22 protein-coding genes are annotated in these 24,986 nt (G+C 52.3%); 12 read left to right on the top strand and 10 right to left on the bottom strand.

Annotation, left to right across the window (positions count from 1 at the left end):
- Positions 1-11: 11 nt before the first annotated feature.
- From KHQ09_RS04620 to KHQ09_RS04600, 5 genes are all read right to left on the bottom strand, one after another.
- Positions 12-251, bottom strand: coding sequence for a hypothetical protein (locus KHQ09_RS04620; protein WP_213596646.1), 240 nt, complete (start codon positions 249-251; stop codon positions 12-14).
- Positions 252-385: 134 nt separating this feature from the next.
- Positions 386-2,065, bottom strand: coding sequence for a dipeptide ABC transporter ATP-binding protein (locus KHQ09_RS04615; RefSeq protein ID WP_213596644.1), 1,680 nt, complete (start codon positions 2,063-2,065; stop codon positions 386-388).
- Entirely contained in the window at positions 2,062-2,943 is an 882-nt protein-coding gene (locus KHQ09_RS04610) for an ABC transporter permease (protein ID WP_213596643.1), read from the bottom strand. The genes KHQ09_RS04615 and KHQ09_RS04610 overlap by 4 nt, the downstream gene beginning before the upstream one ends.
- The gene (locus KHQ09_RS04605) at positions 2,943-3,917 is read right to left on the bottom strand and encodes an ABC transporter permease (RefSeq protein ID WP_022711035.1); all 975 of its coding nucleotides are present in this window, start codon (positions 3,915-3,917) and stop codon (positions 2,943-2,945) included. The genes KHQ09_RS04610 and KHQ09_RS04605 overlap by 1 nt, the downstream gene beginning before the upstream one ends.
- 107 nt (positions 3,918-4,024) lie before the next feature.
- Positions 4,025-4,732: a creatininase family protein gene (locus tag KHQ09_RS04600; RefSeq protein WP_213596641.1), complete on the bottom strand. Its 708-nt coding sequence runs from the start codon at positions 4,730-4,732 to the stop codon at positions 4,025-4,027.
- Between the two features lie 185 nt (positions 4,733-4,917).
- Here KHQ09_RS04600 and KHQ09_RS04595 point away from each other — a divergent pair, with 185 nt between their 5' ends.
- Positions 4,918-5,502, top strand: a complete 585-nt coding sequence (locus tag KHQ09_RS04595; protein WP_213596639.1) for a MarR family winged helix-turn-helix transcriptional regulator — start codon at positions 4,918-4,920, stop codon at positions 5,500-5,502.
- A gap of 22 nt (positions 5,503-5,524) precedes the next feature.
- Positions 5,525-7,102, top strand: coding sequence for an ABC transporter substrate-binding protein (locus KHQ09_RS04590; RefSeq protein WP_213596637.1), 1,578 nt, complete (start codon positions 5,525-5,527; stop codon positions 7,100-7,102).
- 69 nt (positions 7,103-7,171) lie between these two features.
- On the opposite strand, the gene KHQ09_RS04585 is transcribed toward KHQ09_RS04590, so the two are convergent.
- The 4 genes from KHQ09_RS04585 to KHQ09_RS04570 form a co-directional block, all read right to left on the bottom strand.
- Positions 7,172-8,050, bottom strand: a complete 879-nt coding sequence (locus KHQ09_RS04585) for a sugar kinase (protein ID WP_238481562.1) — start codon at positions 8,048-8,050, stop codon at positions 7,172-7,174.
- A 62-nt stretch (positions 8,051-8,112) separates the two neighbouring features.
- Positions 8,113-9,645, bottom strand: a complete 1,533-nt coding sequence (locus tag KHQ09_RS04580; RefSeq protein ID WP_213596633.1) for a UxaA family hydrolase — start codon at positions 9,643-9,645, stop codon at positions 8,113-8,115.
- A 3-nt stretch (positions 9,646-9,648) separates the two neighbouring features.
- A complete protein-coding gene (gene uxuA, locus KHQ09_RS04575; RefSeq protein ID WP_213596631.1) occupies positions 9,649-10,857 on the bottom strand; it encodes a mannonate dehydratase in 1,209 nt (402 codons plus the stop codon).
- A gap of 70 nt (positions 10,858-10,927) precedes the next feature.
- Complete coding sequence (locus KHQ09_RS04570; RefSeq protein ID WP_420801429.1) at positions 10,928-11,638, bottom strand: GntR family transcriptional regulator; 711 nt, start codon at positions 11,636-11,638, stop codon at positions 10,928-10,930.
- Between the two features lie 233 nt (positions 11,639-11,871).
- Between KHQ09_RS04570 and uxaC the strand changes: the two genes are divergently transcribed.
- The 6 genes from uxaC (at position 11,872) to KHQ09_RS04540 (ending at position 18,950) form a co-directional block, all read left to right on the top strand.
- Positions 11,872-13,272 carry a glucuronate isomerase gene (gene uxaC, locus KHQ09_RS04565; RefSeq protein ID WP_213596623.1) on the top strand — a complete coding sequence of 467 codons (1,401 nt, stop codon included), beginning with the start codon at positions 11,872-11,874 and terminating at the stop codon, positions 13,270-13,272.
- Entirely contained in the window at positions 13,269-14,765 is a 1,497-nt protein-coding gene (locus tag KHQ09_RS04560; protein WP_213596621.1) for a mannitol dehydrogenase family protein, read from the top strand. The genes uxaC and KHQ09_RS04560 overlap by 4 nt, the downstream gene beginning before the upstream one ends.
- 118 nt (positions 14,766-14,883) lie before the next feature.
- On the top strand, positions 14,884-16,062 hold the full coding sequence (locus KHQ09_RS04555; RefSeq protein WP_075654313.1) for an ABC transporter substrate-binding protein: 1,179 nt from the start codon (positions 14,884-14,886) through the stop codon (positions 16,060-16,062).
- Between the two features lie 59 nt (positions 16,063-16,121).
- Entirely contained in the window at positions 16,122-17,201 is a 1,080-nt protein-coding gene (locus KHQ09_RS04550; protein ID WP_213596619.1) for an ABC transporter ATP-binding protein, read from the top strand.
- An 8-nt stretch (positions 17,202-17,209) separates the two neighbouring features.
- Positions 17,210-18,109, top strand: coding sequence for an ABC transporter permease (locus tag KHQ09_RS04545; RefSeq protein WP_213596617.1), 900 nt, complete (start codon positions 17,210-17,212; stop codon positions 18,107-18,109).
- Position 18,110: 1 nt separating this feature from the next.
- Positions 18,111-18,950: an ABC transporter permease gene (locus tag KHQ09_RS04540; RefSeq protein WP_022710252.1), complete on the top strand. Its 840-nt coding sequence runs from the start codon at positions 18,111-18,113 to the stop codon at positions 18,948-18,950.
- Positions 18,951-19,137: 187 nt separating this feature from the next.
- Here the strand turns inward: KHQ09_RS04540 and KHQ09_RS04535 are convergent, their stop codons facing one another.
- Entirely contained in the window at positions 19,138-20,325 is a 1,188-nt protein-coding gene (locus KHQ09_RS04535) for an ROK family transcriptional regulator (RefSeq protein ID WP_213596615.1), read from the bottom strand.
- Between the two features lie 212 nt (positions 20,326-20,537).
- Between KHQ09_RS04535 and KHQ09_RS04530 the strand changes: the two genes are divergently transcribed.
- The 4 genes from KHQ09_RS04530 to KHQ09_RS04515 all read left to right on the top strand — a co-directional run bounded on the left by KHQ09_RS04530 (position 20,538) and on the right by KHQ09_RS04515 (position 24,858).
- Positions 20,538-21,287: a glucosamine-6-phosphate deaminase gene (locus KHQ09_RS04530; protein ID WP_213596613.1), complete on the top strand. Its 750-nt coding sequence runs from the start codon at positions 20,538-20,540 to the stop codon at positions 21,285-21,287.
- Complete coding sequence (locus tag KHQ09_RS04525; protein ID WP_213596612.1) at positions 21,269-22,279, top strand: N-acetylglucosamine-6-phosphate deacetylase; 1,011 nt, start codon at positions 21,269-21,271, stop codon at positions 22,277-22,279. Before KHQ09_RS04530 ends, KHQ09_RS04525 begins: the two co-directional genes overlap by 19 nt.
- A 58-nt stretch (positions 22,280-22,337) precedes the next feature.
- Complete coding sequence (locus KHQ09_RS04520; protein WP_213599803.1) at positions 22,338-23,519, top strand: ABC transporter substrate-binding protein; 1,182 nt, start codon at positions 22,338-22,340, stop codon at positions 23,517-23,519.
- Positions 23,520-23,625: 106 nt separating this feature from the next.
- Complete coding sequence (locus tag KHQ09_RS04515; protein ID WP_213596610.1) at positions 23,626-24,858, top strand: Gfo/Idh/MocA family protein; 1,233 nt, start codon at positions 23,626-23,628, stop codon at positions 24,856-24,858.
- Positions 24,859-24,986: the final 128 nt, after the last annotated feature.

Below are 24,986 nucleotides of genomic sequence, written 5' to 3'. Positions count from 1 at the left end.
ACATCATATTTTTACGTCAGATTATCGTGATAAAGCAGCAACGAGACAACAAATGTCAAAGCACTGATCATAGCCAGAAGAACAAGCCGGCGTGCTGTAACCGGCCTTTTTACGCATTGGCTGGTAATCAGCAGAATGACAGACCACAGACAAGTAAAAAGCAGCAGGCACAGCGTATAGACAAATCCGGACAAGTCATATCCGCCACCGCCAATCGACGGATATTGCGAAGGCGCAGGATTAAGCAACAAATTGAAAAAACCGGCGACGAGTATAAAAAATATCAGAAGACTGAAAAACACCGGATTTTTCAATAGCATCCCCTTACCTGAATATTCAACGCGATCCGATAATCGCGTTGAATATACTGGCAGGTATCGCGCGTCTAGGCCAGCTTCGGAATGGCATCGAGCAGCATCTTTGTATAAGGCTGCTGCGGGGCTTCGAAAATTGTTTCAGCCATGCCTTCTTCAACAATCTTGCCGTGATGCATAACGATAATGCGGTCACAGAGGTGACGCACAACGGACAAGTCATGGCTGATGAACAGCAATGTCAGGTTCAGCTCTTTGCGCAACCGCAGGAGCAGATTGAGAATTTGCGCCTGAATGGACACATCAAGTGACGCCACCGGCTCATCGCAGACAATCACTTCCGGTTTCATCGCCAAAGCACGGGCAATGGCAATGCGCTGCCGCTGACCACCGGAAAACTGGTGCGGATAGCGGTCAGCAAAGGCCGGATCAAGGCTTACCGCTTTCAGCCACTGTGCCACATAGGCACGAGCTTCGCTTTTTGTGGTCAAACCATGGGCAATGGGGCCTTCTGCAATGGACTGGCCGATAGTGCGGCGCGGATCAAGCGATGCAAACGGATCCTGAAAAATCATCTGGATTTTGGTCGTCAGTTTGCGCCCGTGTACATGGTCAGACATGACAGGCTGGCCGGATAGCCGGATTTCCCCCTCAGTTGGCTGATAAATCCCGCAGACCATGCGGCCGAGCGTTGACTTACCGGATCCGGATTCTCCGACCAACCCCAGCGCCTCCCCTCGGGCGATGGTAAGATTGACATGATTGACGGCAATGACAGGTTTGCGTGGTTTGAGCAGGCCGATTTTCTGGCCAAGCCTGCCCCAGAAATCACTTTTCCATTCAAAGCGTTTGACCGCGTTGCGAACAGTCACAAAATCCGGTTTGGCTTCCGTTACCGGTGCCACGATTTGAAACGATGCTTCTTCTTCATCCGTCGGTTTGCCCAGCATTTGCCCCGGCTTGGAACGTGATGGCAGGGCATCCAGCAGACCTTGTGTATAAGGATGGCTTGGTGCTTTCAGCACTTCTGAAGCGGGGCCGGTCTCAACAATCTTGCCCGATTTCATCACGGCAATGCGTTTTGAAATTGAGGCAACAGTTGCCAGATCATGGCTGATCCAGATCATCGAAATGCCAAGTTCAGCGACCAGTGCTTTCACCTCGGTCAGAATTTCCGCCTGTACGGATACGTCAAGTGCTGTGGTCGGCTCATCCGCAATCACCACTTTCGGATTGTGCAGCAAAGCAATGGCAATTGCCACACGCTGGCGCATGCCACCAGAAAACTGATGCGGATAGAAATCAACCTTATGTTCCGGATCGACAATACGTACACGGCGCAAAGCTTCCACACATCGTGTGCGGGCATCGCTGTCCGAAATAGTTTCATGCGCGCGCAGTGCCAGTGTCATCTGATCGAGAACGGTCAGCACCGGATTGAGTGTCATCATCGGATCCTGAAAGACCATCGAGATTTCACGGCCGCGTAATTTGCGCAATTCGCTTTCACTCAGGCCGACAAGTTCACGCCCTTCCAGTTTGACAGAGCCTTGCACGATGCGTCCCGGCTTATCGATCAGACCAATCAGGGAAAAGCCGGTGATGGATTTACCGGAACCGGATTCACCTACCAGTCCCAGAATTTCCCCGCGGTCGAGATAAAAGGAGACACCATCGACAGATTTGATGGTAGCGGCACGGGTTTCGAAATGCGTATGCAGATCAGTGACTTCAAGAAGATGAGCTGTCATTTGTTCAACCTCGGATTAAGCTGGTCGCGGATCTGATCGCCAACGAGATTGATCGCCATGATGAGAATGATCAGTGCAATGCCCGGATAGATCGAAATCCAGTAGCGGCCGGACAGCAGATATTGGAAACCGTTGGAAATGAGCATGCCGAGTGATGGTTCTGTCGGCGGCAGGCCGACACCCAAAAAGGACAGGGTCGCTTCCAGCGAAATTGCCGAGGCAACCTGTACTGTTGCCACAACAATCAGTGGTGGCATAGCATTGGGCAAAATATGACGGGTGACAATGAACCAGCCACTCATCGGCACAGACAGTGCCGCCTCGACATAGTCTTTATGGCGTTCAGCAGAGGCTGCACCATGCGCCGTACGCACAAAATAGGCATATTGTGAAAAGACCAGAGCGATAATCAGCTGGCTTTTGCCTTGTCCGAGAAGTGCTGCCACGACAAAGGCCAGCAGAATGGCCGGAAAGGAAAGCTGCAGGTCGATGACGCGCATGATGAAAGCTTCAAAACGACCGCCGACATAGGCTGCCGTTGAGCCAACCAATGCGCCAATGGCAAAGGCAATCGCACCCGCGAGCAAGCCCATTTCCAATGAGATGCGCAACCCGTACAGAATGGCAGAGAAGAGATCGCGTCCCTGTCCATCGGTGCCCAGAATATGAGTATAGCCACCTTGGCCGATATAGCCGGGCGCACGACGTCCGTCTCGCAGCACGAGGCTGGAGAGATCATAGGGATCCTGCGGCGCAATCAACGGCGCAAAAACCGCCAGTAAAATGATGGTCAATACCACGAGAGCAGCAATAACCGGCACCGGATGACGTTTAAACTCTGACCAGAATTGTAATGATCTGCTGTTGAGCAATGACATTATTTGCCGCCTCCCTGACGCATGCGCGGATCAAGGACTGCATAGGACAGATCCACAATCAGATTAATCGTGATGAAAAGCAGGGAAACAAGCATCAGATAGGCCACCATCACCGGACGGTCGAGTGAGGTGATACTGTCAATGATCAGCTTGCCAAGACCCGGCCATGAATAGATCGTCTCCGTAACAACAGCAAAAGCAACGGTTGAGCCGAGCTCCAGACCAAAGACGGTCACAAGCGGAATAGAGATCAGGCGTAACACATGGCGGCGCAGGATTGTGCGCTCGTTAATACCGGCAGCACGGGCGAATTTAATCGTGTCGGTCAGCATAATTTCACGCGTACCGGACGCAGCCAGTCGTATCATCAGCGATAATTTGAACAGAGACAGATTGATGGCGGGCAGTGCCAGATGATGCAGACCGTCAAGCGTCAGGAAGCTGACAGGAACACCGAGCACGGAAATTGTGGCACCGCGTCCGCCTGCCGGCATGATGCCAAGCTGCACGGCAAAAACCATAATCAGCATCAGCCCGATCCAGAAAGTCGGAACGGAAAAGCCGAGAATAGACAGCGCCATAATAATTTTCGACGCCCAGCTATCCGGCTTGTAACCGGCATAAATCCCAAGCGGAATACCTATGAGGCTGGCCATGAACACGGCAGTCAGAGCCAGTTCGGCGGTTGCAGGCAAGCGCGATGCAATCAACTCGGAAACAGGCATATTATAGACGAAGGATCGCCCCAAATCGCCATGCAGCAGATTGCTCATGAATTGCAAATATTGCTGCCATACCGGCAGGTCCAGACCGTATTGGGCGATCACCCTGTCACGGATTTCCTGTGTCGCATCCGGTGAGATCAGCACATCGACAGGATTGCCGATGACAAAGACTCCCATAAAAACCAATAGCGACATGACAAGCATCACTAATGCTGCCTGCCATAAGCGTCTGACAATAAATGCAATCATCAGCTATGCTCCCCCAAAAGCGGATAGTGGACAGTTTCCTCCCGCCGTATCCGCTTAACTATTTCCAATGCCGGACAGGATTTCTCCTGTCCGGAAATTTATAAATTTCAGTGCCAGCCGTTTTCGAGTTCAAAGCGGGTTTCACGCACAGCAACATCCCAAATTGCCAGCATATCGGCGTCCGGACGTTCAAAAAGTCCGTGATAATTGCCTTCGCAGCTTTCCAGCAGGGCGCGTTTGCGACCGGCATCAACCCGTGCCATTGCACCAAAATCAATGCGCTCTACCGCATGTTCCGGCTGCTGAACGCCTTCAAGACGTGTCCACGGAAAGTTTTCCATCCATGAGGCGTGGGAAGCACGGCTGTCGATTTCCAGTACTTTGCCCATGGTTTGTGGTGCGCGCCACCAATCGTGCATTTTGACGCTGGCATCGCGGTTGCGGTTCAGCCACTCAGACACAACAGTACCGGCAGGCGCATTGCCGCCATGGCCGTTGACGATCAGAATACGACGGAAACCGGCGCGGTAAATGCTGTCGAGAATATCTTCAATCACACCGATATAGGTGCGCAGGCTCAGGGATACTGTACCGGGGAAGTCGGCGAAACTGGATGCCAGACCATAAGGGAGCACGGGAAATACCGGCACGCCCAGCGGTTCTGCGGCATCCAGCGATACTTTCTCGGCAAGGATCATATCTGTGCCAAGGCTGATGCGGGCATGTTGCTCAACGCTGCCGATTGGCAGGATGCAGCGGTCGTCCTGTTTGACGCGCTCTTCAACCTGCGCCCAGTGCATGGCGTTAATATGCATGTGAAATTCCTCTCATTTCGAATGTGTTCCCGAGTCTGCGCTCATGGGTTTCTGAAAACTATTATCCATGAAAATATTTCGCATACAAGTTCCAATTGGAACAAAAATTACGTTTGACATCCTTAAAACAAGCTATATCTTGTTCTGAATGGAACTTAATTGCTAAACTGTCACGGGGAGAAGTGATGGAGGAACGCGTAGCAATCGCTCTGTTAGAGGGGCGCGCGGGGCGCAGTGAGGCGGCGGACAGCCGCATCAGCGAAAGCGATATTCTGCATACAAAATTATGGGAAAATCCGTGCTGGTTGTCCTTCCGGATCAACTATCTGGCTCTGCATTACAACAATCCGATCTACGGGCTGATCGGTGCGGATCATGATCTTTTGCGGCCGGAATTTGTGGTGCTGTATTCGCTGTTTCTGCGCGACCGCACGACTTTGTCCGAAGTGGTTGCCGGTTCCGGCTTTCCGAAAAACACACTGAGCCGCGCCACTAAAAAGCTGACGCGCCTGAAACTGGTGCAACGCGAGGATGACAGTGATGACCTGCGTCGTGTTGTGCTGTGCCTGACCGATACTGGTCGCGCCATTGTTGAAGCGAAAATGACGCCGATGCTCGAGCGTGAACGCCTGATGCTGGAAACGCTCAGCCCTGCTGAGCGCATGATGCTCTCGGAACTGCTGACCAAACTGGTGATCGCCTCCCGCGAATGGCCGGAAACAATTGCCTCCGATCTGCCGGAGCGTGATGAAGAGTTTGAACAAGACTAATAATGGGGACTGGACTATTCACATGAAAAAAACACTGCATGCTTTAATGCTTGGCACAACATTGCTTTTTAGCGCCGGACAGGTTTTTGCAGCCGATCTGGTTATGGCAATTAAAGCCGGCCCTGCGTCGATGGACCCGCATTTCACGGCAACTGCCGCCAATGCCGAAGCGACGAAACATATTTTCGATACGCTGATCCGCTCAGGCAATAATCTTGAGCTTGAGCCGTCGCTGGCAGTGAGCTGGCAGGCACTTGATGATACGACATGGGAATTCAAACTGCGCGAAGGCGTGAAATTCCATGACGGTTCGGATTTTACAGCGGAAGATGTGAAATTCTCCATCGAGCGTATTCCGCATGTAACAGGACCAAATCCGGCAACGATTTTTGTGCGCCGTGTTAAATCGGTAGAAGTTGTTGATCCGCTGACTGTGCGCGTGACCACAAATTCTGCGGCACCGACATTGCCGAATGATTTTATCCGTCTGTTTATCACTTCGCATAAAGCGGCTGCCGCCTATTCAACACAGGAAACAGCAGCAGAAGGCTTTAATACCGGTAAAGCGACAATCGGCACCGGCCCTTATAAATTCGTTTCATGGGCACCGACACAGGATCTGGTTCTGGAGCGTTTCGACGGTTACTGGGGTGGTGCGCAGCCGTGGGATCGCGTTATCCGCAAGGAAATCCCGAATGATGCTGCCCGCGTTGCCCAGCTGAAAGCCGGTCAGGTTGATGTTATTTCCAAAGTGCCGGCCTCGGATGTGCCTGTTCTTGAACAGGATTCATCGCTGACAGTTGTGAAAAATGAGAGCATCTATATCAGCTATCTCGAATTTGATTTCCGCGAAAAAAGCCCGATGGTATTTGCCAAGGATGGTAGCAAACTGGACAAAAATCCGCTGCTTGACCCGCGCGTGCGAGAGGCTTTTGATCTGGCAATTGACCGTGAGACTATTGTCGAATTTGCTCTGGAAGGCATGGCAGCCGTACCGACACAATTGGTGACCTCCAATATTTTCGGCTATGATAAGTCGCTGCAGGCACCTGAATTCAATATTAATCGTGCAAAAGAGCTCCTCACAGAAGCCGGTTATCCGGATGGTTTCAAAATTACACTGAGCTATTCGAATGACCGTATGCCGAATGAGCTGGGACCTACAGTCGCCCAGATGCTGGCTGCGATCGGCATTACTGCGGATGTCAACGGTGTTCCGGCAGCGGTGTTCAACCCTGCGAAAACCCGCGGTGAATATTCGCTCTATATGGCAAGCTGGGGTACATTGACCGGCGAAGCCAATTACATGTTGTCATCGCTGATGCATTCCAATGAACCGGCAAAATCGCTCGGTGCGTTTAACGTGCGCGGCTATGCCAATCCGGAAATGGACAAGCTGATTGAAGATGCAGCCGCAGCGATGGATGCAGATGAGCGCCGCACTTTACTTGAAAAGGCGAATAATCTGGTAGCAACGGATCGTCCTGATCTGCCGCTGGCGATCCAGCTCAGTGCATGGGCTGTGAAGAAAGACAAGGTGGAACTGACACCGCGCGCTGATGAAGATACGCTGGCGATGAATATCAAACCAGTAAAATAAATGAATAAAAAGGCCGGTTTAAACCGGCCTTTTTTTATTAAGGCTCTGCAAATAAATGACTTTTGTATATTACACTAATTGCCCCATCGGCATTAATGCTCCGCGCTGCATCACCACCTGAGAGGCAACAGCATGACCGGCTTTGACAGCCGTCTCAATATCTTTGCCACTCAACAGTGCCGCAAGAAAACCGCCATTGAATGAATCTCCGGCACCGGTTGTGTCCACCGGTATGAGCGGCTCAATATCCGTGATCTGGCGCATGCCATTGTCATCAGCAATCAGCATTGTGCCGCCGCCGTTTTTAACCACAACGACCTGTGCACCGGCAGCGCGATAGCGGACAGCGCAATCCTCTAAACTACGATCACCAAACATTGCCGCTTCATCATCAAAACTCGGCAAAACAATCTGCGCAACCGCTGCCGCCTGCATGATCGATTCTCGCAAAATATCGTGGTTCTCCCACAAACGCGGCCTGATATTGGTATCAAACACCACCGTTTTTCCCGCACGGGCAGCATCTCGCAAATGAGAGATAAATACTGTCCGCTGCTCAGGACAAAGAATAGCCAGCGTAATCGCAGAAAAATATATGATATTGGCATCGGAAAAAGCCTTGGCGAGCAATGGCTGATTGACCGCCAGCAGACGTGCTGCCGACTGGTTGCGCCAATAAGTAAAATGCCGTTCCCCGTTCTCAACTTCGATCAAATAAAGACCAGCCTGACGCTGCGTATCCTCCTCAATATAGGCAGTACCGATCCCGTTTCGGTTCAAAAAATCTTTCATCTTGGCAGAAAAACTATCCGTACCGATACGGGTAAAATACGACACATCCCAGTCCTGCACAGGCAGACAAGCGCGCGCATACCATGCGGTGTTTAAAGTATCGCCTGCAAAGCCAAGATGAAACTCACTGCCTCCCAGTGAGGACATTTCAATCATACATTCACCGGCAGACAAAAAGAGCTTTTTCCTCACCATTCCCCCGTCATGCTATTTGTTTGTCAGGTCGTTGCCCCGAGCTGCCATGGCACAAATTCATTATCGCCATAGCCGTAAATCTCGCTCACTGTCTTGCGACCGGAAGCAACAGCAATAATCTCCTCAAAGATACGTTCGCCTGCCTGCTGGATACTCTCTTCACCGGTAACAATACCACCGCAATTCAGATCCATATCTTCCTTCATATGCTCATACATATCTGAATTGGTTGCGATTTTAATACTCGGCGCAGGTTTGAAACCCGAGACGGATCCACGTCCTGTGGTGAAACAGATGAGGTTACACCCCCCTGCCACCTGCCCGGTCACAGAAACCGGATCATAGCCCGGTGTATCCATAAACACGAAACCCGCCTCATCAATCGTTTCGGCATATTCATAAACCTGACGCAGTGGCATAGAGCCGCCTTTCGCCACGGCACCGAGTGATTTTTCGAGGATTGTGGTCAACCCGCCCAGCTTATTGCCATGAGACGGATTATTATTAAGTTCATCGCCGTTGCGCTGCGTGTAATCGCGCCACCAGTCAATCCGTGACAACAGCTTTTCAGCAATGTCCGCCCGCGCCGCCCTGCGGGTCAGCAAATGTTCAGCACCGTAAATCTCCGGCGTTTCCGACAAAACACTGGTGCCGCCATGCCGCACAAGCAAATCCGACGCATAGCCGAGTGCCGGATTTGCGGAAATCCCCGAATAGCCATCCGACCCGCCGCATTGCAAACCGAGTTTAAGCTGCGACAAAGGCTGTTGTGTGCGCTGCGCCGCATTCACAACCGGCAACATAGTTTCAATCGCTGCAATCGCCGCTTCAATTGTCTTCCGTGTGCCGCCATATTGCTGGATGGTCAGCGTCTGCAAACGCTCACCTTCTTCCAGCTTGTAATGTTCAAGGATCGGAGCAATCTGATTGGTTTCGCAACCCAGCCCGATCAGCAACACGCCGCCGAAATTGGGGTGACGGGCATAGCCCTGTATCGTGCGGGTCAGAACCCGATAGGCTTCCGACTGGGTATTGATCCCGCAGCCACCCGCATGCCCAAGCACCACAACACCGTCAATATTGTCATAGTCTTTCAAACCGCCCATGCGGTTGAAATGATCCGCCACATATTGTGAAACTGTGGCCGAACAATTCACCGTTGCAATCACACCAATATAATTGCGCGTACCAACCCCGCCTGCACCGCGGTCGAAACCCAAAAAACTGCGTCTTTCCGCTTCAGGAAACAGTTCCGGCTCCGCATAATCAACACAGAATTCATGCTCGTGCTGTGACGGCAGCATTGCCAGATTATGCAGATGCACATGCGCACCCGCAGCAATATTCTCTGTCGCGACACCAATCACATTGCCGTATTTGCGGATTTCCTGTCCTTTTGTGATGGGCACAAGTGCAACTTTATGCCCTTTGCCGATCAGATTAGCGGCGACAAGTTCACCACTGCCGACAGGCTCTCCGGCGCGGATTGTCACCCGCGCAACCGCCACATGGTCAGACGGATGAAGGACAATAACCGGACTGTTCTGACGGGTCATCGCTCACCCGCCCGCCTTTGCCGGACACAAAGCACCGGCATCCAATGCGGTGATCGCGCCACGCAATTCTGCAAGGCCACGTAACCGGCCGATAACCGGATAACCCGGTGTCACCTGTTTTGCCAGATCATCCAGCATACGGTGACCATGATCGGAGCGGAAAATAATCTTTGATCCGCTATCCCGCTTGCGGTCTTCCTCGACCAGCGCACGCAGCAATGCAACCATATCCACATCGCCTTCAAGATGGGCGGCTTCATAGAAGCTGCGCCCGTCACCCTGTCGCGTGGTTGCCCGTAAATGCGAGAAATAGATACGTGATGCAAAACGGCGCGCCATTGCAGGCAGATCATTATCCGCCCGCACGCCAAGACTGCCGGAACAGAAACACATACCATTGGCCGGTGACGGCACCGCATCAAAAATCGCGGCATAATCGGCTTCATTTGAAGCAATGCGCGGCAGTCCGAACAGGGAGCGAGGCGGATCATCCGGATGCAGGGTCAGGCGCACACCCAGTTCGTCCGCAACAGGGGTCACTTCTTCCAAGAACGCAATCAGATTTTGTCTTAACTTATTGGCATCCACATGGGCATAGGTTTCCAGCTTGTCGCGGAAAGCCGGTATCGTCAGCGGCTCGGTTGTCGAACCCGGTAAAGCACTGGCAATATTGAAAATCAGCTGATTAATCTCAGCCTCGCTCATCGCCTCATAGGTTGCACGGGCAGCAAGACGGTCAGCTTCGGAATAATCCCGTTCCGCATTTTTACGCTGCAAAATATGCAGATCAAAAGCAGCAAAACGATCCTGATCAAAACGCATGGCAGTCGCGCCGGTTGGCGTTACATAATCCAGATCAGTGCGGCACCAGTCCACAACCGGCATGAAATTATAGCAAATAACTTTAATATCATGTGCCGCCAAAGCCTCCATTGAGGCAATCCATGCGGCGATATCCTGTTTTGCAGCACCGCCTTCACGCTTGATCGCATCTGAGATCGGGATACTCTCCACCACAGACCAGACAAGCGGCGTACGGTCAGCAGGGGTATTTTCAATCAGCGTCTTGCGTTCTGCAATCTGGTTGGACGTCCATGCCTGTCCGATCGGCACATCATGCAAAGCAGATACAATATCTGTCGCTCCGGCCTGACGTACAGCATCCAAAGGCACACCGGCATCCGGCCCGAACCATCTCCACGCTTGACGCATTAACCCCTCCTCCGAATAAGTTTTTATATTTTATGATTTTGAAAATCTGCGGCAGCTGACGAACACCTGATCAGACGAAGAAATCCGGATGGCTTTTCCGCAATTCGTCAATATCAGGCAGAACAGCGCTGAGATGATGCTTCATCGCCTTTATCGCTTCCGGTGCATCTTTGGCGGCAATGGCATCCCTGATTAGTTTATGTTCGCGCAAAACCTGATCCATACGCCCCAGCACCGGAACGGTCATGCGCCGTGCACGGTCGATCTGGATTTTCACAAGTTTCAGGTGCTGCCAGATGCCGGGATAACCGGCGATTTCCGCTACTGCCTCATGGAAAGCATCGTCTGCTTCATGAAACAATCCGAGCTTTTCACGGCTGGCATGGAATTGCTGCATATCAATCAGCTCATCCAGCTTAGCGACGGCTTCCGGTGTTGATGATAATGCCGCATGTTCCGCCGTCGCTCCTTCCAGCGCCTGACGGATCACCACAGATTCCGGTATCAGATCAACCGGAATGCGCGCCACGAAAGTGCCTGACTGCGGGAAAATATCGACCAGCCCTTCTTCAGCCAGACGAATAAGCGCCTCACGCACCGGCGTGCGACTCACACCGAATTGCTCAATAAATGTTTTCTCGTTCAGCGCCGTGCCAGGCAGCAGCTTCATTGCAACAATATCCGCCTGTAATGCGCGGTAAATCAGCTTTGCTGCGGTTTCACGCCCTGTGGCAGGCCGCCTTCCTGAGGATATCTGCCCGAATGTCGGCTGCGTGTTCAATCTTGTTCTCCTGCCTGAATCTCAAGTCTTCAGGTCTTGTTTATCCGCTCGCAACTGCGATCCGAAACAAAAAATCCATGCGCTGTTGACATACTAATATATTATTATTTACTGTTCGCCAAGCGCCGGATGTAAATTCTGTACAAGACGGATCAAAAACCGCGGACAGAAAAAGCCGGACAGCAATGACGGGAAACAGACCTCAAAGTCTGTCAGGGAGGAAAAGACCAGCAATGGCACTCAATCCGGATCGCCTTCTGCCTGCGGAGGCAGACAGCCGCGCCATAGCGCGACGCTTGTTCGCATCGGTCGAAAAACTGCCGATTATCTCCCCGCACGGGCATACAGAACCGTCATGGTATGCGACAGATATCGCTTTTCCCGATCCGGCAACCCTGTTTGTCAAACCCGATCATTATATCTGCCGTATGCTCTACTCGCAGGGCATTCCGCTGGAGCAATTAGGCATTGCCCGTCTGGATGGCGCAGCGGTGGAAGCCGACAGCCGTACCATCTGGCGATTATTTGCAAAACACTGGCCTCTGTTTCGCGGCACACCGTCACGCCTCTGGTTTGAACATTCTCTGGAGAGCGTTTTCGGCATTACAGAACGTCTCAGCGAGAACAATGCCGACCGGCTTTATGATCTGATTTCCGAAAGGCTGGCGACGCCGGAAATGCGTCCGCGCGCGCTATATGACCGCTTCAATATTGAAGTAATCTCCACTACGGATTCCGCCAATGATCCGCTGACACATCATGATGCGATCCTTAGCTCAGGCTGGCACGGGCGCGTTGTTCCCGCCTACCGTCCAGATGCAGTGGTTGATGCATCCCGTCCTGATTTTCAGAGTGAACTGGAAAAATTTATCGCACTGACAAATAATCCGATGACCTATCAGGGTTATTTGCAGGCGCACCGCAGCCGCCGCGCCTATTTCAAGGCACGCGGCGCAACATCCACCGATCACGGTCACCCGACTGCACAGACAGCCAATCTCTCGGCAGAGGAAGCGGAAGCGCTGTTTGCACGGATCATCAAACAACCGGTCAAACCGGAAGATGCAGAACTGTTTCGCGCGCAGATGCTGACCGAAATGGCTCGCATGAGCATTGATGACGGGCTGGTCATGCAGATCCATCCGGGCTCATACCGCAATCATAATCCGCAGATTTTTTCCGCTTTCGGTTTTGACAAAGGTGCGGATATTCCGAACCAGACCGGCTATGTGAAAGAACTCAAACCTCTGCTTGATGCGCATGGCAATGATCCGCGCCTGACGCTTATTCTGTTCACGCTGGATGAGACGGCTTACAGCCGCGAACTTGCACCGCTGGCGGGGCATTACCCGGCCCTCAAGCTCGGCCCCGCATGGTGGTTCCATGACAGTCCGGAGGGGATCAGGCGCTATCGTGAACTGACGACGGAAAGCGCCGGTTTCTACAACACCGTCGGTTTTAATGACGACACCCGCGCTTATCTCTCCATTCCCGCCCGCCATGATATGGCACGCCGTGTGGATTGTGCCTTCCTTGCCCGTCTTGTTGCTGAGCACCGCCTTAATGAGGAAGAAGCCTATGAGGTCGCTCATGACCTCAGCTACCGGCTGGCTAAACAGGCTTATAAATTATGACCGGAACACTCAATTCTCTATCTGACAGAACCTTGGCCGATCTGCCTGCAACTGTGGGCAAACCTGCCTATGATCGCTCTCAATTGAAAACAGGGATTATCCATTTAGGCATCGGCGCATTTCACCGTGCGCATCAGGCGGTGTATACGGAGAATATCCTGCAGGATGACCCGAGCTGGGGCATTACCGGCGTTTCTCTGCGTAGTCCCGACACCAGAGATGCACTCGCTCCGCAAGATTATCTCTATAGTGTTGCCGTGCGTGATGGTGCCGGTGAAAAACTGCATGTTATCGGCTGTCTCACCGATATTCTGGTCGCACCGGAAAACCCGGACGCCGTGCTGCAAGCCATGTGCCAGCCGGATATCCGCATTGTCACGCTGACTGTGACCGAAAAAGGCTATTGCTACGCCCCCGCCAGCCGCACGCTGGATGAGAGCAACAGCGATATTATCCATGACCTGAAACACCCGCATGCGCCGCGCTCTGCCCCCGGCTTTCTGGTAGAGGCCATCAAGAGAAGACACGCATCAGGACTACAGCCCTTCACAATTCTCTCCTGTGATAATCTGCCAGCCAATGGTGCAACACTAAAGCGTGTGACTGTCCGGCTTGCCGAGCTGACAAATCCGGAACTTGGCCGTTTTATCACGGAACATGTTGCATTCCCGTCCAGTATGATTGACCGCATTGTACCGGCAACCACCGATCAGGATCGCGCAAGTGTCAGCCGTGCTTTGAACGTGAAAGATCAATGGCCGGTCTGCACAGAACCGTTCAGCCAATGGGTGATTGAAGATCATTTCCCTTCCGGTCGCCCTTCATGGGAAAAATCCGGCGCAACCTTTGTCCGCGATGTCGCCGCTTTTGAGCTGATGAAGCTGCGTCTGCTCAATGGCAGTCACTCCACACTTGCCTATCTCGGCTTTCTCTCCGGTCATGAAACCGTATCCGCAACCATGGCCGCTGCCGGTTTTAAAACATTCATCCGCGCCATGATGGATGAGGAAATAACGCCGACACTGCCCGCTCTGCCGGATTTTGATCTTTCAACCTATAAAGACCAGCTGATTGAACGGTTTTGCAATCCGGCTCTGCATCACCGGACAGCGCAGATTGCCATGGACGGCTCGCAGAAACTGCCGCAGCGCCTGCTGAATACAATCCAGAACCGTCTTCTGGCCGGTCAGTCTTTTGACCGCCTCGCACTTGGTGTCGCCGCATGGATGCGCTTTGTGACCGGTAAAGATGAACACGGACAAGCTATCGACATTCGTGATCCGCTACGTGAACAACTCTTGCAGGCAACGGCGGGGCTCACCACAGCACAGGATATACTGAGTGCATTGCTGGCTTTTGACAGTATTTTCGCGCCTGAACTCGCTCAAAATGCACGTTTCAAATCCGTCATTTTACAGCAGCTTGAAACATTACTGACAAGCGGCGCGACTAAAACAGTTCAGAATTTCAGGTTCGTAAGCACCAAGCCGTAAAAACGGGATATTTTTTGCTTGCCCTGCAAAATTGATAGACTAATATATTAAAATAAAAGACGGCCTTTCTGAGGAGGCAGGCCGTACGACCAATAAAAAACAACGGGGAGGAACAGTCATGCATTTCACACGCAGACAGACATTGGGTGGTCTGGCAGCTCTTGCTACACTGCCGGCAACAAAGCTCTGGGCACAGAGCAAACTGGCACTGCCGACATCGCCGGTCGCAATCAACATTGTTGATGTCGCCGGCAATCTGGCGCTGACCCAGAAAGCAATTGAAAATTATGCTGCGGCCAAGCCGGAACTGGTTTCAAAAATTACTTTCACCAAAGCACCGGCACCGGAACTTCCGGGCAAGCTGAAAGCGCAGCAGGCCGCCAAGCGCCTCGATATTGATCTGGTGCTGACCGGCGCAGATGCGCTGGCTGCCGGACTGGAAATGGACCTGTGGGTCAAGCTGTTTCCTGACCACACCGCGGCCTTACCTGACCTGCAATCCATTTATCTGGAACCGGCATGGCGCATGCAGGCCTTTGCCAAAGATCACGGCGTTGCAGTCGTTTATTATCCGTCGGGTCCGCTGCTCGAATATATGCCTGAGCATGTAAAAAAAGTGCCTGCCAATGCGGAAGAATTGCTCGCATGGGCAAAAGAAAATCCGAATAAATTTGCCTATGCCCGTCCGGCCAATTCCGGCCCCGGCCGCACATTCCTGATGGGTCTGCCATATCTGCTCGGTGATGCAGACCCGCGCGATCCGGTCAAAGGCTGGGATAAGACATGGGCTTATCTGAAAGAGCTGCATAAATATGTTGAATATTACCCGACCGGCACCGGCGCTCTGATGAAAGAGCTCGGCGAAGGCACCCGTCATATGACTGTGACCACAACCGGCTGGGATATCAATCCGCGCGTGCTTGGTGTCGTGCCAAAAGAGGCAGCCGTTGCCAAACTGGATGGCTTCCATTGGGTTGCCGATGCGCAGTTCATGAGCGTGCCGAAGGGTGTCAGTGACGAAAAACTCGCTGTCCTGCTCGATCTGATGAGCTTCCTGCTCACCCCTGAGCAGCAGGCTTATACCTATGATGAAGGCTATTTCTATCCGGGCCCTGCGGTCAAAGATGTGCCGCTCTCCATGGCACCGCAATCCAGTCAGGATGCCATCGCGGAATATGGCCGCGCAGAATATGCCGACTGGATCGCAAATAATCCGGTGGAGCTGCCGCTTGATCCGGATGCCATGGTCGTCGCGTTCCGTCGCTGGGACGAAGAAGTCGCCAGCCAGCCAAAATAAAACCGGTAAACGACGGATGTCATCTGCCTTTCAGGTGACATCCGGCAATGAGGTATTTCATGCAACTTGCGTCACTACCCTTTGAGGAAATCCGGCTTGAAAAGCTCAGCCGGTCTTTCGGAGCTCATCAGGCATTAAAAGGCATCTCCCTTTCGATCAGGAAAGGCGAATTTATTGCCCTGCTCGGCCCGTCCGGCTGCGGAAAATCCACAGCATTGAACTGTATCGCCGGACTGCTCGCGACAACGGGTGGTGGTATTTTTATTGATAAAACCCGTATCGACACCCTGAAACCAGAAGATCGCGGTTTCGGTATGGTGTTTCAGAATTATGCGCTGTTTCCGCATATGACTGTACGCCAGAATGTCGGTTTCGGCCTGAAAATGCGCGGCACACCCAAAGCGGAAATGAACAGCCGTGTGGAAGCCGCCATTGCCATGGTACGTTTGCATGGTCAGGAAGACAAATTGCCGGGGCAGCTATCAGGCGGCCAGCAGCAGCGTGTTGCCATTGCCCGCGCCATCGTGATTGAACCGCCTCTGGTTCTGATGGACGAGCCATTGTCCAATCTTGATGCCAAGCTGCGTCTGGAAATGCGTGCTGAAATCCGCCGCATTCATAATCAACTTGGTGCCACAACAATTTATGTGACCCACGATCAGGATGAAGCCCTGTCGCTGGCCGACAGGATTGTGGTGCTTCGCGATGGTGAAATCCGTCAGGTCGGTTCACCGGTCGAGCTTTATGAACACCCGGATCATCTGGATGTGGCCGAATTCATGGGCTACCGCAACCGCCTCTCCGGTAAAGTTATCGCCGAACAGAACGGCAAGGTGACACTCGATATCGGCAATGCCCAGATTTCCGGTACCGCGCGGGTACCGCTGACCATCGGGCAAAATGCTGTTCTTGCAGTGCGACCGGATGATGTGAGCACGACAGCTGCAAACGCATCAACCATCCAATCAAATATTCTGGCAAAAGTTGAGACTATTGAATATCGCGGTCGTGATTTTGTCGGCACTGCCAGCACCGATAATGCACATGAGCTGGTGTTTCACGCTTCAGCGAATGCAGCACCAGGCAGCGCTATCGCGCTGGCTATCGACCCTGCCCGTGCTCTTGTGTTTCCGGCGTGAGGTGACACATGAACACCTCTTCCGATCTTGAAAAACTGTCACTGCGACAAAGGCTCGCCGTCAAAGGGATCGACGGCACAACCATGCTGGTTCTGCCTGCGGTCATATTCCTGCTGGGGGTCTTTATCTATCCGTTCATCTATGGCTTGCTACTCTCCTTCACCCCGCAAGAGGGGGAAGGTATGTTTGCCAATTATATCAAGTTCTTCTCCGATCCGTTTTTGTATAAAACTATCGGAACGACATTGTGGCTGGCCATCCCTGTCACGCTGATCAGCCTGCTGATTGCTGTGCCGGTGGCGTTCCGTGTCCGGCTGATGCGCCGTCAGCGCCTGCTCACCACCATTCTTGTTCTGCCGGTCACGCTGGGTACAGTTCTGGTAGCTGAAGGCTTGCTCAATTACCTTGGGCCTCAGGGCTGGTTCAGCCGCACGCTGATGTTTATCGGTCTTGTCGACAGCCCGTTAAAGCTGACCAATAATTACTGGGGCGTCTTCGCATCGCTGATTATTACCGGCTTTCCTTTCACCTTTTTGCTCACTTTGTCTTATGTCACCGGTATTGATCCGGCACTGGAACAGGCCGCAGCAACTCATGGCGCCAAAAGCTGGCAACGCTTCCGCCACGTCCTGCTGCCACTGCTGATGCCTGGACTGGCAATTACCTTCTGCCTGTCCTTTGTGCTGGCTTTCGCAGTCTTCCCGTCCGCCGTGTTGCTTGGCGCTCCGGCAGGGCCGACACGCGTTATTTCCATTGCCGCCTATCAGGCAGCCTTTGAGCAATATGATTATTCAATGGCATCCGCTGTTGCCATGATTATGGCCACTGTGCAGCTGGCGATTGTCGCTGGGGTTCTTGGCATTCGCAGTCTGTTTTATCGCGGCGCGACCAGCGGAGGTAAAGGCTAATATGATCAGAGATACCTCTATCGGATCCAAATTATGGATCACCGCGGTCTGGGTCATTGTTGCCTTTTTTGTCATCAACCTGCTGGCAATGATCGCAACAGTAGTGCTCTCGTCCTTTTCAACGCGCTGGCTCGGCACATGGTTGCCGCAGGCACTGACAACGCGGTGGTACTTCACCGCATGGCGGGAGTTCCAGCTCGGTGATGTGCTGATTGTCACCTTCCAGATCGTCTTCACGGTTGTGGCTCTGTCCGGTCTGCTCGGCGTTACGGCAGCCTATGCCATGGCGCGCCGTAACTTTCCCGGCCGCAATCTGGTGATGCTGTTGTTTCTGCTGCCGTTGCTGGTGCCGCCGATCACGTTTGGTATTCCGCTGGCAACCGTGCTCTATCAGGCGGGTGTCGGAGGGACATTCTGGGGCGTTGTGCTGGCCAATCTAGTGCCGACCGTTCCTTTTGTTATTCTGGTGATGATCCCGTTCATTGAGCAGATTGATCCGAAAGTGGAAGCAGCTGCCCATGTCTTTGGCGCGAATAAATTCCAGCTGTTTCGCTATGTACTGATGCCGATGCTGTTGCCCGGCATTCTGGCTGCATTGCTACTGGTGCTTGTCCGCACAGTTGCCATGTTTGAGCTGACATTCCTCACCGCAGGACCAACCAGCCAGACGCTTGTTGTGGCGCTCTATTATTCTGTCTTTGCCTCGGGCGTACGCTCAGTCCAGTCTATTGATGCCATGGCAGTGATCTATATGATTACCACTCTGGTATGGCTGTTACTGGCACTGCGCTTTGTCAATCCGACACAGATTGTTGCCCGCGCCAAACAGTCTAACAATTAAAAAATACACCCGCCGTCAGATCATGTTATCTGACGGCGGATTTAGAGCGGTTCCCGTTAAAATTAAATCGGTAAAATCGCTCTAACTCTTTGTTTCAACGCGTATCTTATCTGATCGAAGCGGGATTTAGAAATCAGTCCGGTGGACTGATTTCCCCGCGAAGGCGCTTCACACTTTTCGGGATACGCTATAATTCCCCCGCTGCAATAGCGGGTAAGTTTCCGAGAGCACTCTCAATCAGCGGACGAATAGCGCTATGCAAAATGTCCTGATTTTCGGTTTGTACCATAATCACATCGGGCAGTTTTAAAGCACCAACCAGCCCTTCTGCCTGAAACTGACTGCATAACTGAGTAAAAACAGCCTGATTAGAAGTAAACGGCCCTGTCAGATAGACTCTGTCAGGAAACAGAATGCGGCACATATTGCCCAGCGCCCGCGCCACAAGACGGATTGCCAGCTGCATATCAACATGGTCTGCAAGTGATGCATCCTGCAAATATCCGCCGATATCCTGCTCTTGACCCAAGCTGATCAGCTCATCCAGCCCCAATTGCTGCAACAAGACCGGCAAGGCAACCGCCGTTTCCAGACAACCTCTGTTACCACAACCGCAAGGGCGATCCTGCAATGTATCAAAACGCCAATGGCCGATCTCACCAAAAGGCCCCTGATGGGCAATACTGGCAACATCGCGGGAACAATAAGCAAGCCCGATCCCCCAGCCCCAATGCAATAATGCAGCGGTATTGACCGGCGCAGTCTCTGCTTTGAAATGCACATCCAGTTCGATATCCAGCTGGCGGAACAAACAGACAAGCGGCGTAACAGGGTTCAAGGCTTCAGCGAGATTAAAGTCCCGCACCTGCGGCCAGCGGGATGTAATCAGCCAAACCCTTTTTTTAACATCGACAATACCCGCCACGAGAATTGTCGTGCCGACATGCACCATCATATCCGGTTGCGAAGCCCGCAATGCCTGTATCATTTGTTGCAGAAAAACCGTCATCTGCTGATTATCAGCATCAGCATTCAAACACTTGGTCTGCGAGGTAATAATATTCCCCTGCAAGTCCAGTAAAGCGCCTTCCACCAGATAGCTGGTCATTTTAATAACAGTGAAGCCGACCCGTTTGGCGTTCAATCGTACGAGTGTTCCGGGGCGCCCGCGCCCGCGCCTTTCAGCCACGTCTTCCGTTACAAAACCATTATCCAGCAAATCTGCAATAATGCGTGAGGTTGTCATCGAGGTCAGATCAAGCGTAGCCGCAAGGCTGGCGCGGGACTGCCCGTCCGCCTCCAGCAGACTGCTGACAACACGGGCACAATCACGCTGATGCGCATCGGAAAAGCGGAGATTCTGAAAATTCTGCATAGCAACTCATCCCATATTATTATTTTGAATAATATTATTCAAAAATAACTTGCAAGCCTAAAATGAAGGTGTATTCTTTTAATCAGGAGGAGGCAGAGGTCAGTGCCAGCTTAAAAAAGCGACATTACCGATCAGCCTTACAATCAGAGCTTTGCAGCCTGCGTCATGCGCGGGAGTGCTGATGCTTTGCCTTTTAAAACGGGGAGAATGGCGTGGAAATACGTGTTTTCGACACGAAACAGCAATTAGGAGAGGCTGCAGCAAAACGTGGTGCGGAAGCCATCAGATCGGCTCTGCGCAACAAGGGGAAAGCCTCAATTATTGTTGCTACCGGTGCCAGCCAGTTTGAAATGCTGGAAGTACTGATCCGCGAACCGGATATTGACTGGTCCAAAGTCACCGCTTTTCATCTGGATGAATATGTCGGCATGAAAAAGAGCCATCCGGCAAGCTTCCGCCGCTATCTGATTGAGCGCTTTGTTAAACCGCTCGGCGGTAAAGTCACACTCCACGAAATCAATGCCGAAGATAATCCGGAAGCAGAAGCCAGCAGGCTCAGCAAGCTGATCATGAATGAAAGCATTGATGTTTGCTTTGCCGGTATCGGCGAAAATTGCCATCTGGCTTTTAATGACCCGCCGGCCGATTTCGAGACCGACAAACCTTATATTATTGTTGATCTGGACGAAGCCTGCCGCCGTCAGCAAATGGGTGAAGGCTGGTTTGCCACGCTGGAAGATGTGCCTGCTCAGGCTATCTCCATGAGCATTAAACAGATTATGAAATCGTCCCTGATCATTCTATCCGTGCCGGATCAACGTAAGGCGCAGGCTGTTAAAAATGCCCTTGAAGGACCAGTAACACCGCTTCATCCGGCATCCATTTTGCAAAATCACAACAACACTGTGGCTTTGCTCGACACCCAATCAGCGTCGCTTTTGTCATGCGCACCAAAGGTTTAACCGATCTTCAGGTCAACGGCTTTGCCGGTGTTGATTTCAACTCCGGCAAGCTTACCGCATCTGAACTCGACCATGCATTAGAAGCTATGCTCGCGTCAGGTGTCACCGCCTGTTTGCCGACGCTGATCACTGCTGCACCGGATGTGTTGCTGCAGCGTATTCAAGTGCTGGATAATGCCATTCAGCATAGCAGACTTGGCCGTCTGATATGCTTAGGCCTGCATATTGAAGGGCCGTTTCTCAACCCGCAACAGGGTTTTGCCGGATGCCATCCGGCTGGCGTTATGACACCACCATATGCCAGTCTGATTGATGATTTGCAGGCGCGGATCACCACACCGATCCTGCTGGTGACGCTGGCGCCGGAACTCTCCGGTTCTGAAGAATTTATTGCAGCGATGAAGGCCCGCAATATTCTCACAGCCATCGGCCATTCTGATTGTAACTTTGAGACTGCGGCTCAAGCAGCCTCGGCCGGAGCCAGCCTTTCCACCCATCTCGGCAATGGCCTGCCGCAGCATATGCCAAAGCTGGAAAATCCGCTGTTTGCCCAATTGGCAGAAGACCGCCTCACCGCCTGCCTCATTGCCGACGGATTTCATATTCCGCCGCAAGCGCTCAAAGTAATGATACGGGCGAAGGGGATTTCGCGTTCCGTTTTGGTAACCGATGCGGTTTCCGCAGCAGCGGCTGAGACAGGCTTTTATCATTTCGCGGATATGCGGATTGAGCGCCATGACAATGGCATGGTCAAAAATCCGAATGGTGCCGGTCTCGCCGGTTCAACGCTGTGTCTCGATCAGGCTGTGCGTAATCTTGTGGCATGGGGCATTGCCTCCTTTGATGAAGCAGTGCGCATGGCATCCGGTAATGTTGAGGCACTTCTGGCGCCTGTTCTCGCTGCCCGAGGCATAAAACAGCCTGTGAGTTTCATCGAATGGACATCTGATCTGTTTATACGGAAAGCAACCTTTCCGGAGCATGACACATAAGCATCAAAACCGCTCAACCTATAAAAATAAAAAGGGGAACAGGATGAAAATCAATGATCTGAGAATGAACCGGCGCGTGCTGATTACAGGTGCATCCGCAACCGCATTTCTGGCTGGGAGTGGCTTAAGTTTTGCCCGCAAAATGCCGCTGCCTGCCAAACCGGTCGAGGTGAAGCTGATGGATGTCGGCGGGGCTTTGTCGCTCGTACAGCCTGCTCTTGAACTTTATGCCGAGCGCAATCCGGATAAGGTTTCCCGCATCGTGTTTCTGAAAGCACCGGTGACCGAACTGGCCGGTAAACTCAAAGTGCAACAAAAAAGCAATCGCGTTGATATTGATCTTGTGCTGACCGGCAGTGACGGTCTCGCAGCCGGTCTTATCGAAGATACATGGATGCAAATCCTGCCAGAGTTTAATGAAACTTTTCCTGATATTGAAGCCAATTACGAGCCTGCAGCCCTGAACCTGCATAAAATTCAGGGTGCCGGTTACGGTGTGGTTGTCACCTATTACCCTTCGGGCCCGCTGCTTGAATATGCACCGGAGCGTGTGGCAAAAGCACCGGAAAGTGCTGAAGAACTGCTGGCCTGGGCAAAAGAAAATCCGGGCCGTTTCCTCTATGCCCGTCCGACAAATTCAGGCCCTGCCCGCACCTTCATGATGGGGCTGCCTTATATTCTCGGTGACAAAGACCCGACCGATCCGATCAACGGCTGGGAGAAAACATGGAGCTATCTCGCGGAACTCGGCGATTATATTGATTATTATCCGGCAGGTACCGGCGCAACGATGAAGGAATTCGGCGAAGGTTCACGCGATATTATCGTGACCACCACCGGCTGGGACATTAATCCGCGCGCGGTCGGCATTGTGCCGGAAACAGCTAAAATCTCCACACTGAAAGGCTTCCACTGGGTTTCTGATGCCTTCTTCATGTGTATTCCGAAAGGCGTGAAAGATGATGTTCTGGCGGTGACGCTGGACATTATGGCCTTCCTGCTCACACCGGAAGCACAGGCCTTTGCCTATAATGAAGGCTCGCTCTATCCGGGCCCCGCGGTGAAAAATGTTCCGCTTTCCATGGCCCCGCAGCATAGTCAGGATATTATCAAGCAATTCGGACGACCTGAATATGATGACCTGATTGCCAATAATCCGATTGAGCTGCCGCTGAAACCGGAAAAAATGGTGCAGGCTTTCCGCAAGTGGGATGAGCTGGTCGGCGCACGCAAATCATAACCATTACACCTTCACCCCCAGACTGCGGAGCCTACAGCCTTGTGTGTCTATTCGATATACAGCGCTCAAAAGCTCCGCATTTTTTCCGATTACAGCGGATAGCAATATGACACAGATCCCGCAGGTTGCTCTTATCGGTGCCGGTTATCGCGGCAATGCCTATGGCGATATTGCCCTGAAAAACCCGCATCTTATGAAATTTGCCGCCGTCTGCGATATCAGACCGGATGCGGTTGCTGCATTTGCCAGCAAGCATGGCATTGCGCCGGAGAACTGCTTTTCAGACAGTATCACCATGCTCAACGCGCTCAAAAACATTGATGCAGTTGTCGTGGCCAATCTCGACAAGGATCATGAAACTGTTGCCATTGCTGCTCTAGATCGCAAATTCAATGTGCTGCTGGAAAAGCCGATGGCTTCCACGGTTGAAGCCTGTCAACGCATGGCGGAAGCCGCCGACCGCAACCAGCGCTTTCTGATGATCTGTCATGTGCTGCGCTACACACCGTTCTTTGCCAAGATCAAAGAGCTGATTGAGAACCGGACTTTCGGGACTGTGCAAAGTATCCGCGCTTCCGAAAATATCGGTTATTATCATCATTCGCACAGTTATGTGCGCGGCAATTTCCGGCGCTTAGAAGACGGCAGTCCACTGATACTGGCGAAATGCAGCCATGATATGGATATTCTGCACTGGCTGACGGATGAAACGCCTTTACGTATTTCCAGTTTCGGCAGCCTGAAACAATTTACACCGGAGAACGCCCCGCAAGGCGCTGCGGAACGTTGTCTCGATGGCTGTCTGGTGGAAATGACATGCCCCTATTCCGCACGCCGGATTTATCTGGGAGAGCATACCGGTTGGCCGGTTTCCATGATCTCCGTTGACACCAGTCTTGAGGCGCGCACGCAGGCGATCCGTAACGGGCCTTATGGCCGTTGTGTTTATCACAGTGACAATACAGTGGTTGACCGGCAGATTGTCGGCATTGAATTTACCAATAATATTACCGCCAGTTTTGAAGTTCATGCCTTCAACAAGCGCACCGAACGCCATATCCACATCGGTGGTAGCGAGGGAGAACTGACCGGTTGTTTTGAAGACGGCAGTCTGGTGATTAAATTCTTTGATGACCGGCCGGATATCACAATTCAGATTGAAACACTTGCCGGTGATCATATGGGCGGCGATCTGCGATTGATGGAAGATTTCGCCACTGCGCTACGCGCTCCTTATGGACATGAAATCAGAACCGCTGCTCAAAAATCAGTCACAAGTCATTTGATGGCGCTGACTGCAGAACAGGCCAGAGTGAGCAGACAGGTCATTGAGCTGTGAACTCCGCATGTGTTTGATCGCGCGAGGATAATATATTCAGATCATAATTATCTATGTTACATGAAGCATGTATTCCGGCATTGTATTGTCGGAATTATTGCGGAGAAAGCATGATGATTTGCAGAGTG

The organism is Pseudochrobactrum algeriensis, from assembly GCF_018436245.1.
Classification (GTDB): Bacteria; Pseudomonadota; Alphaproteobacteria; order Rhizobiales; family Rhizobiaceae; genus Pseudochrobactrum; species Pseudochrobactrum saccharolyticum.
Note: the sequence above shows the minus strand (reverse complement) of the source record. Positions and strands in the feature narration are given on the sequence as shown.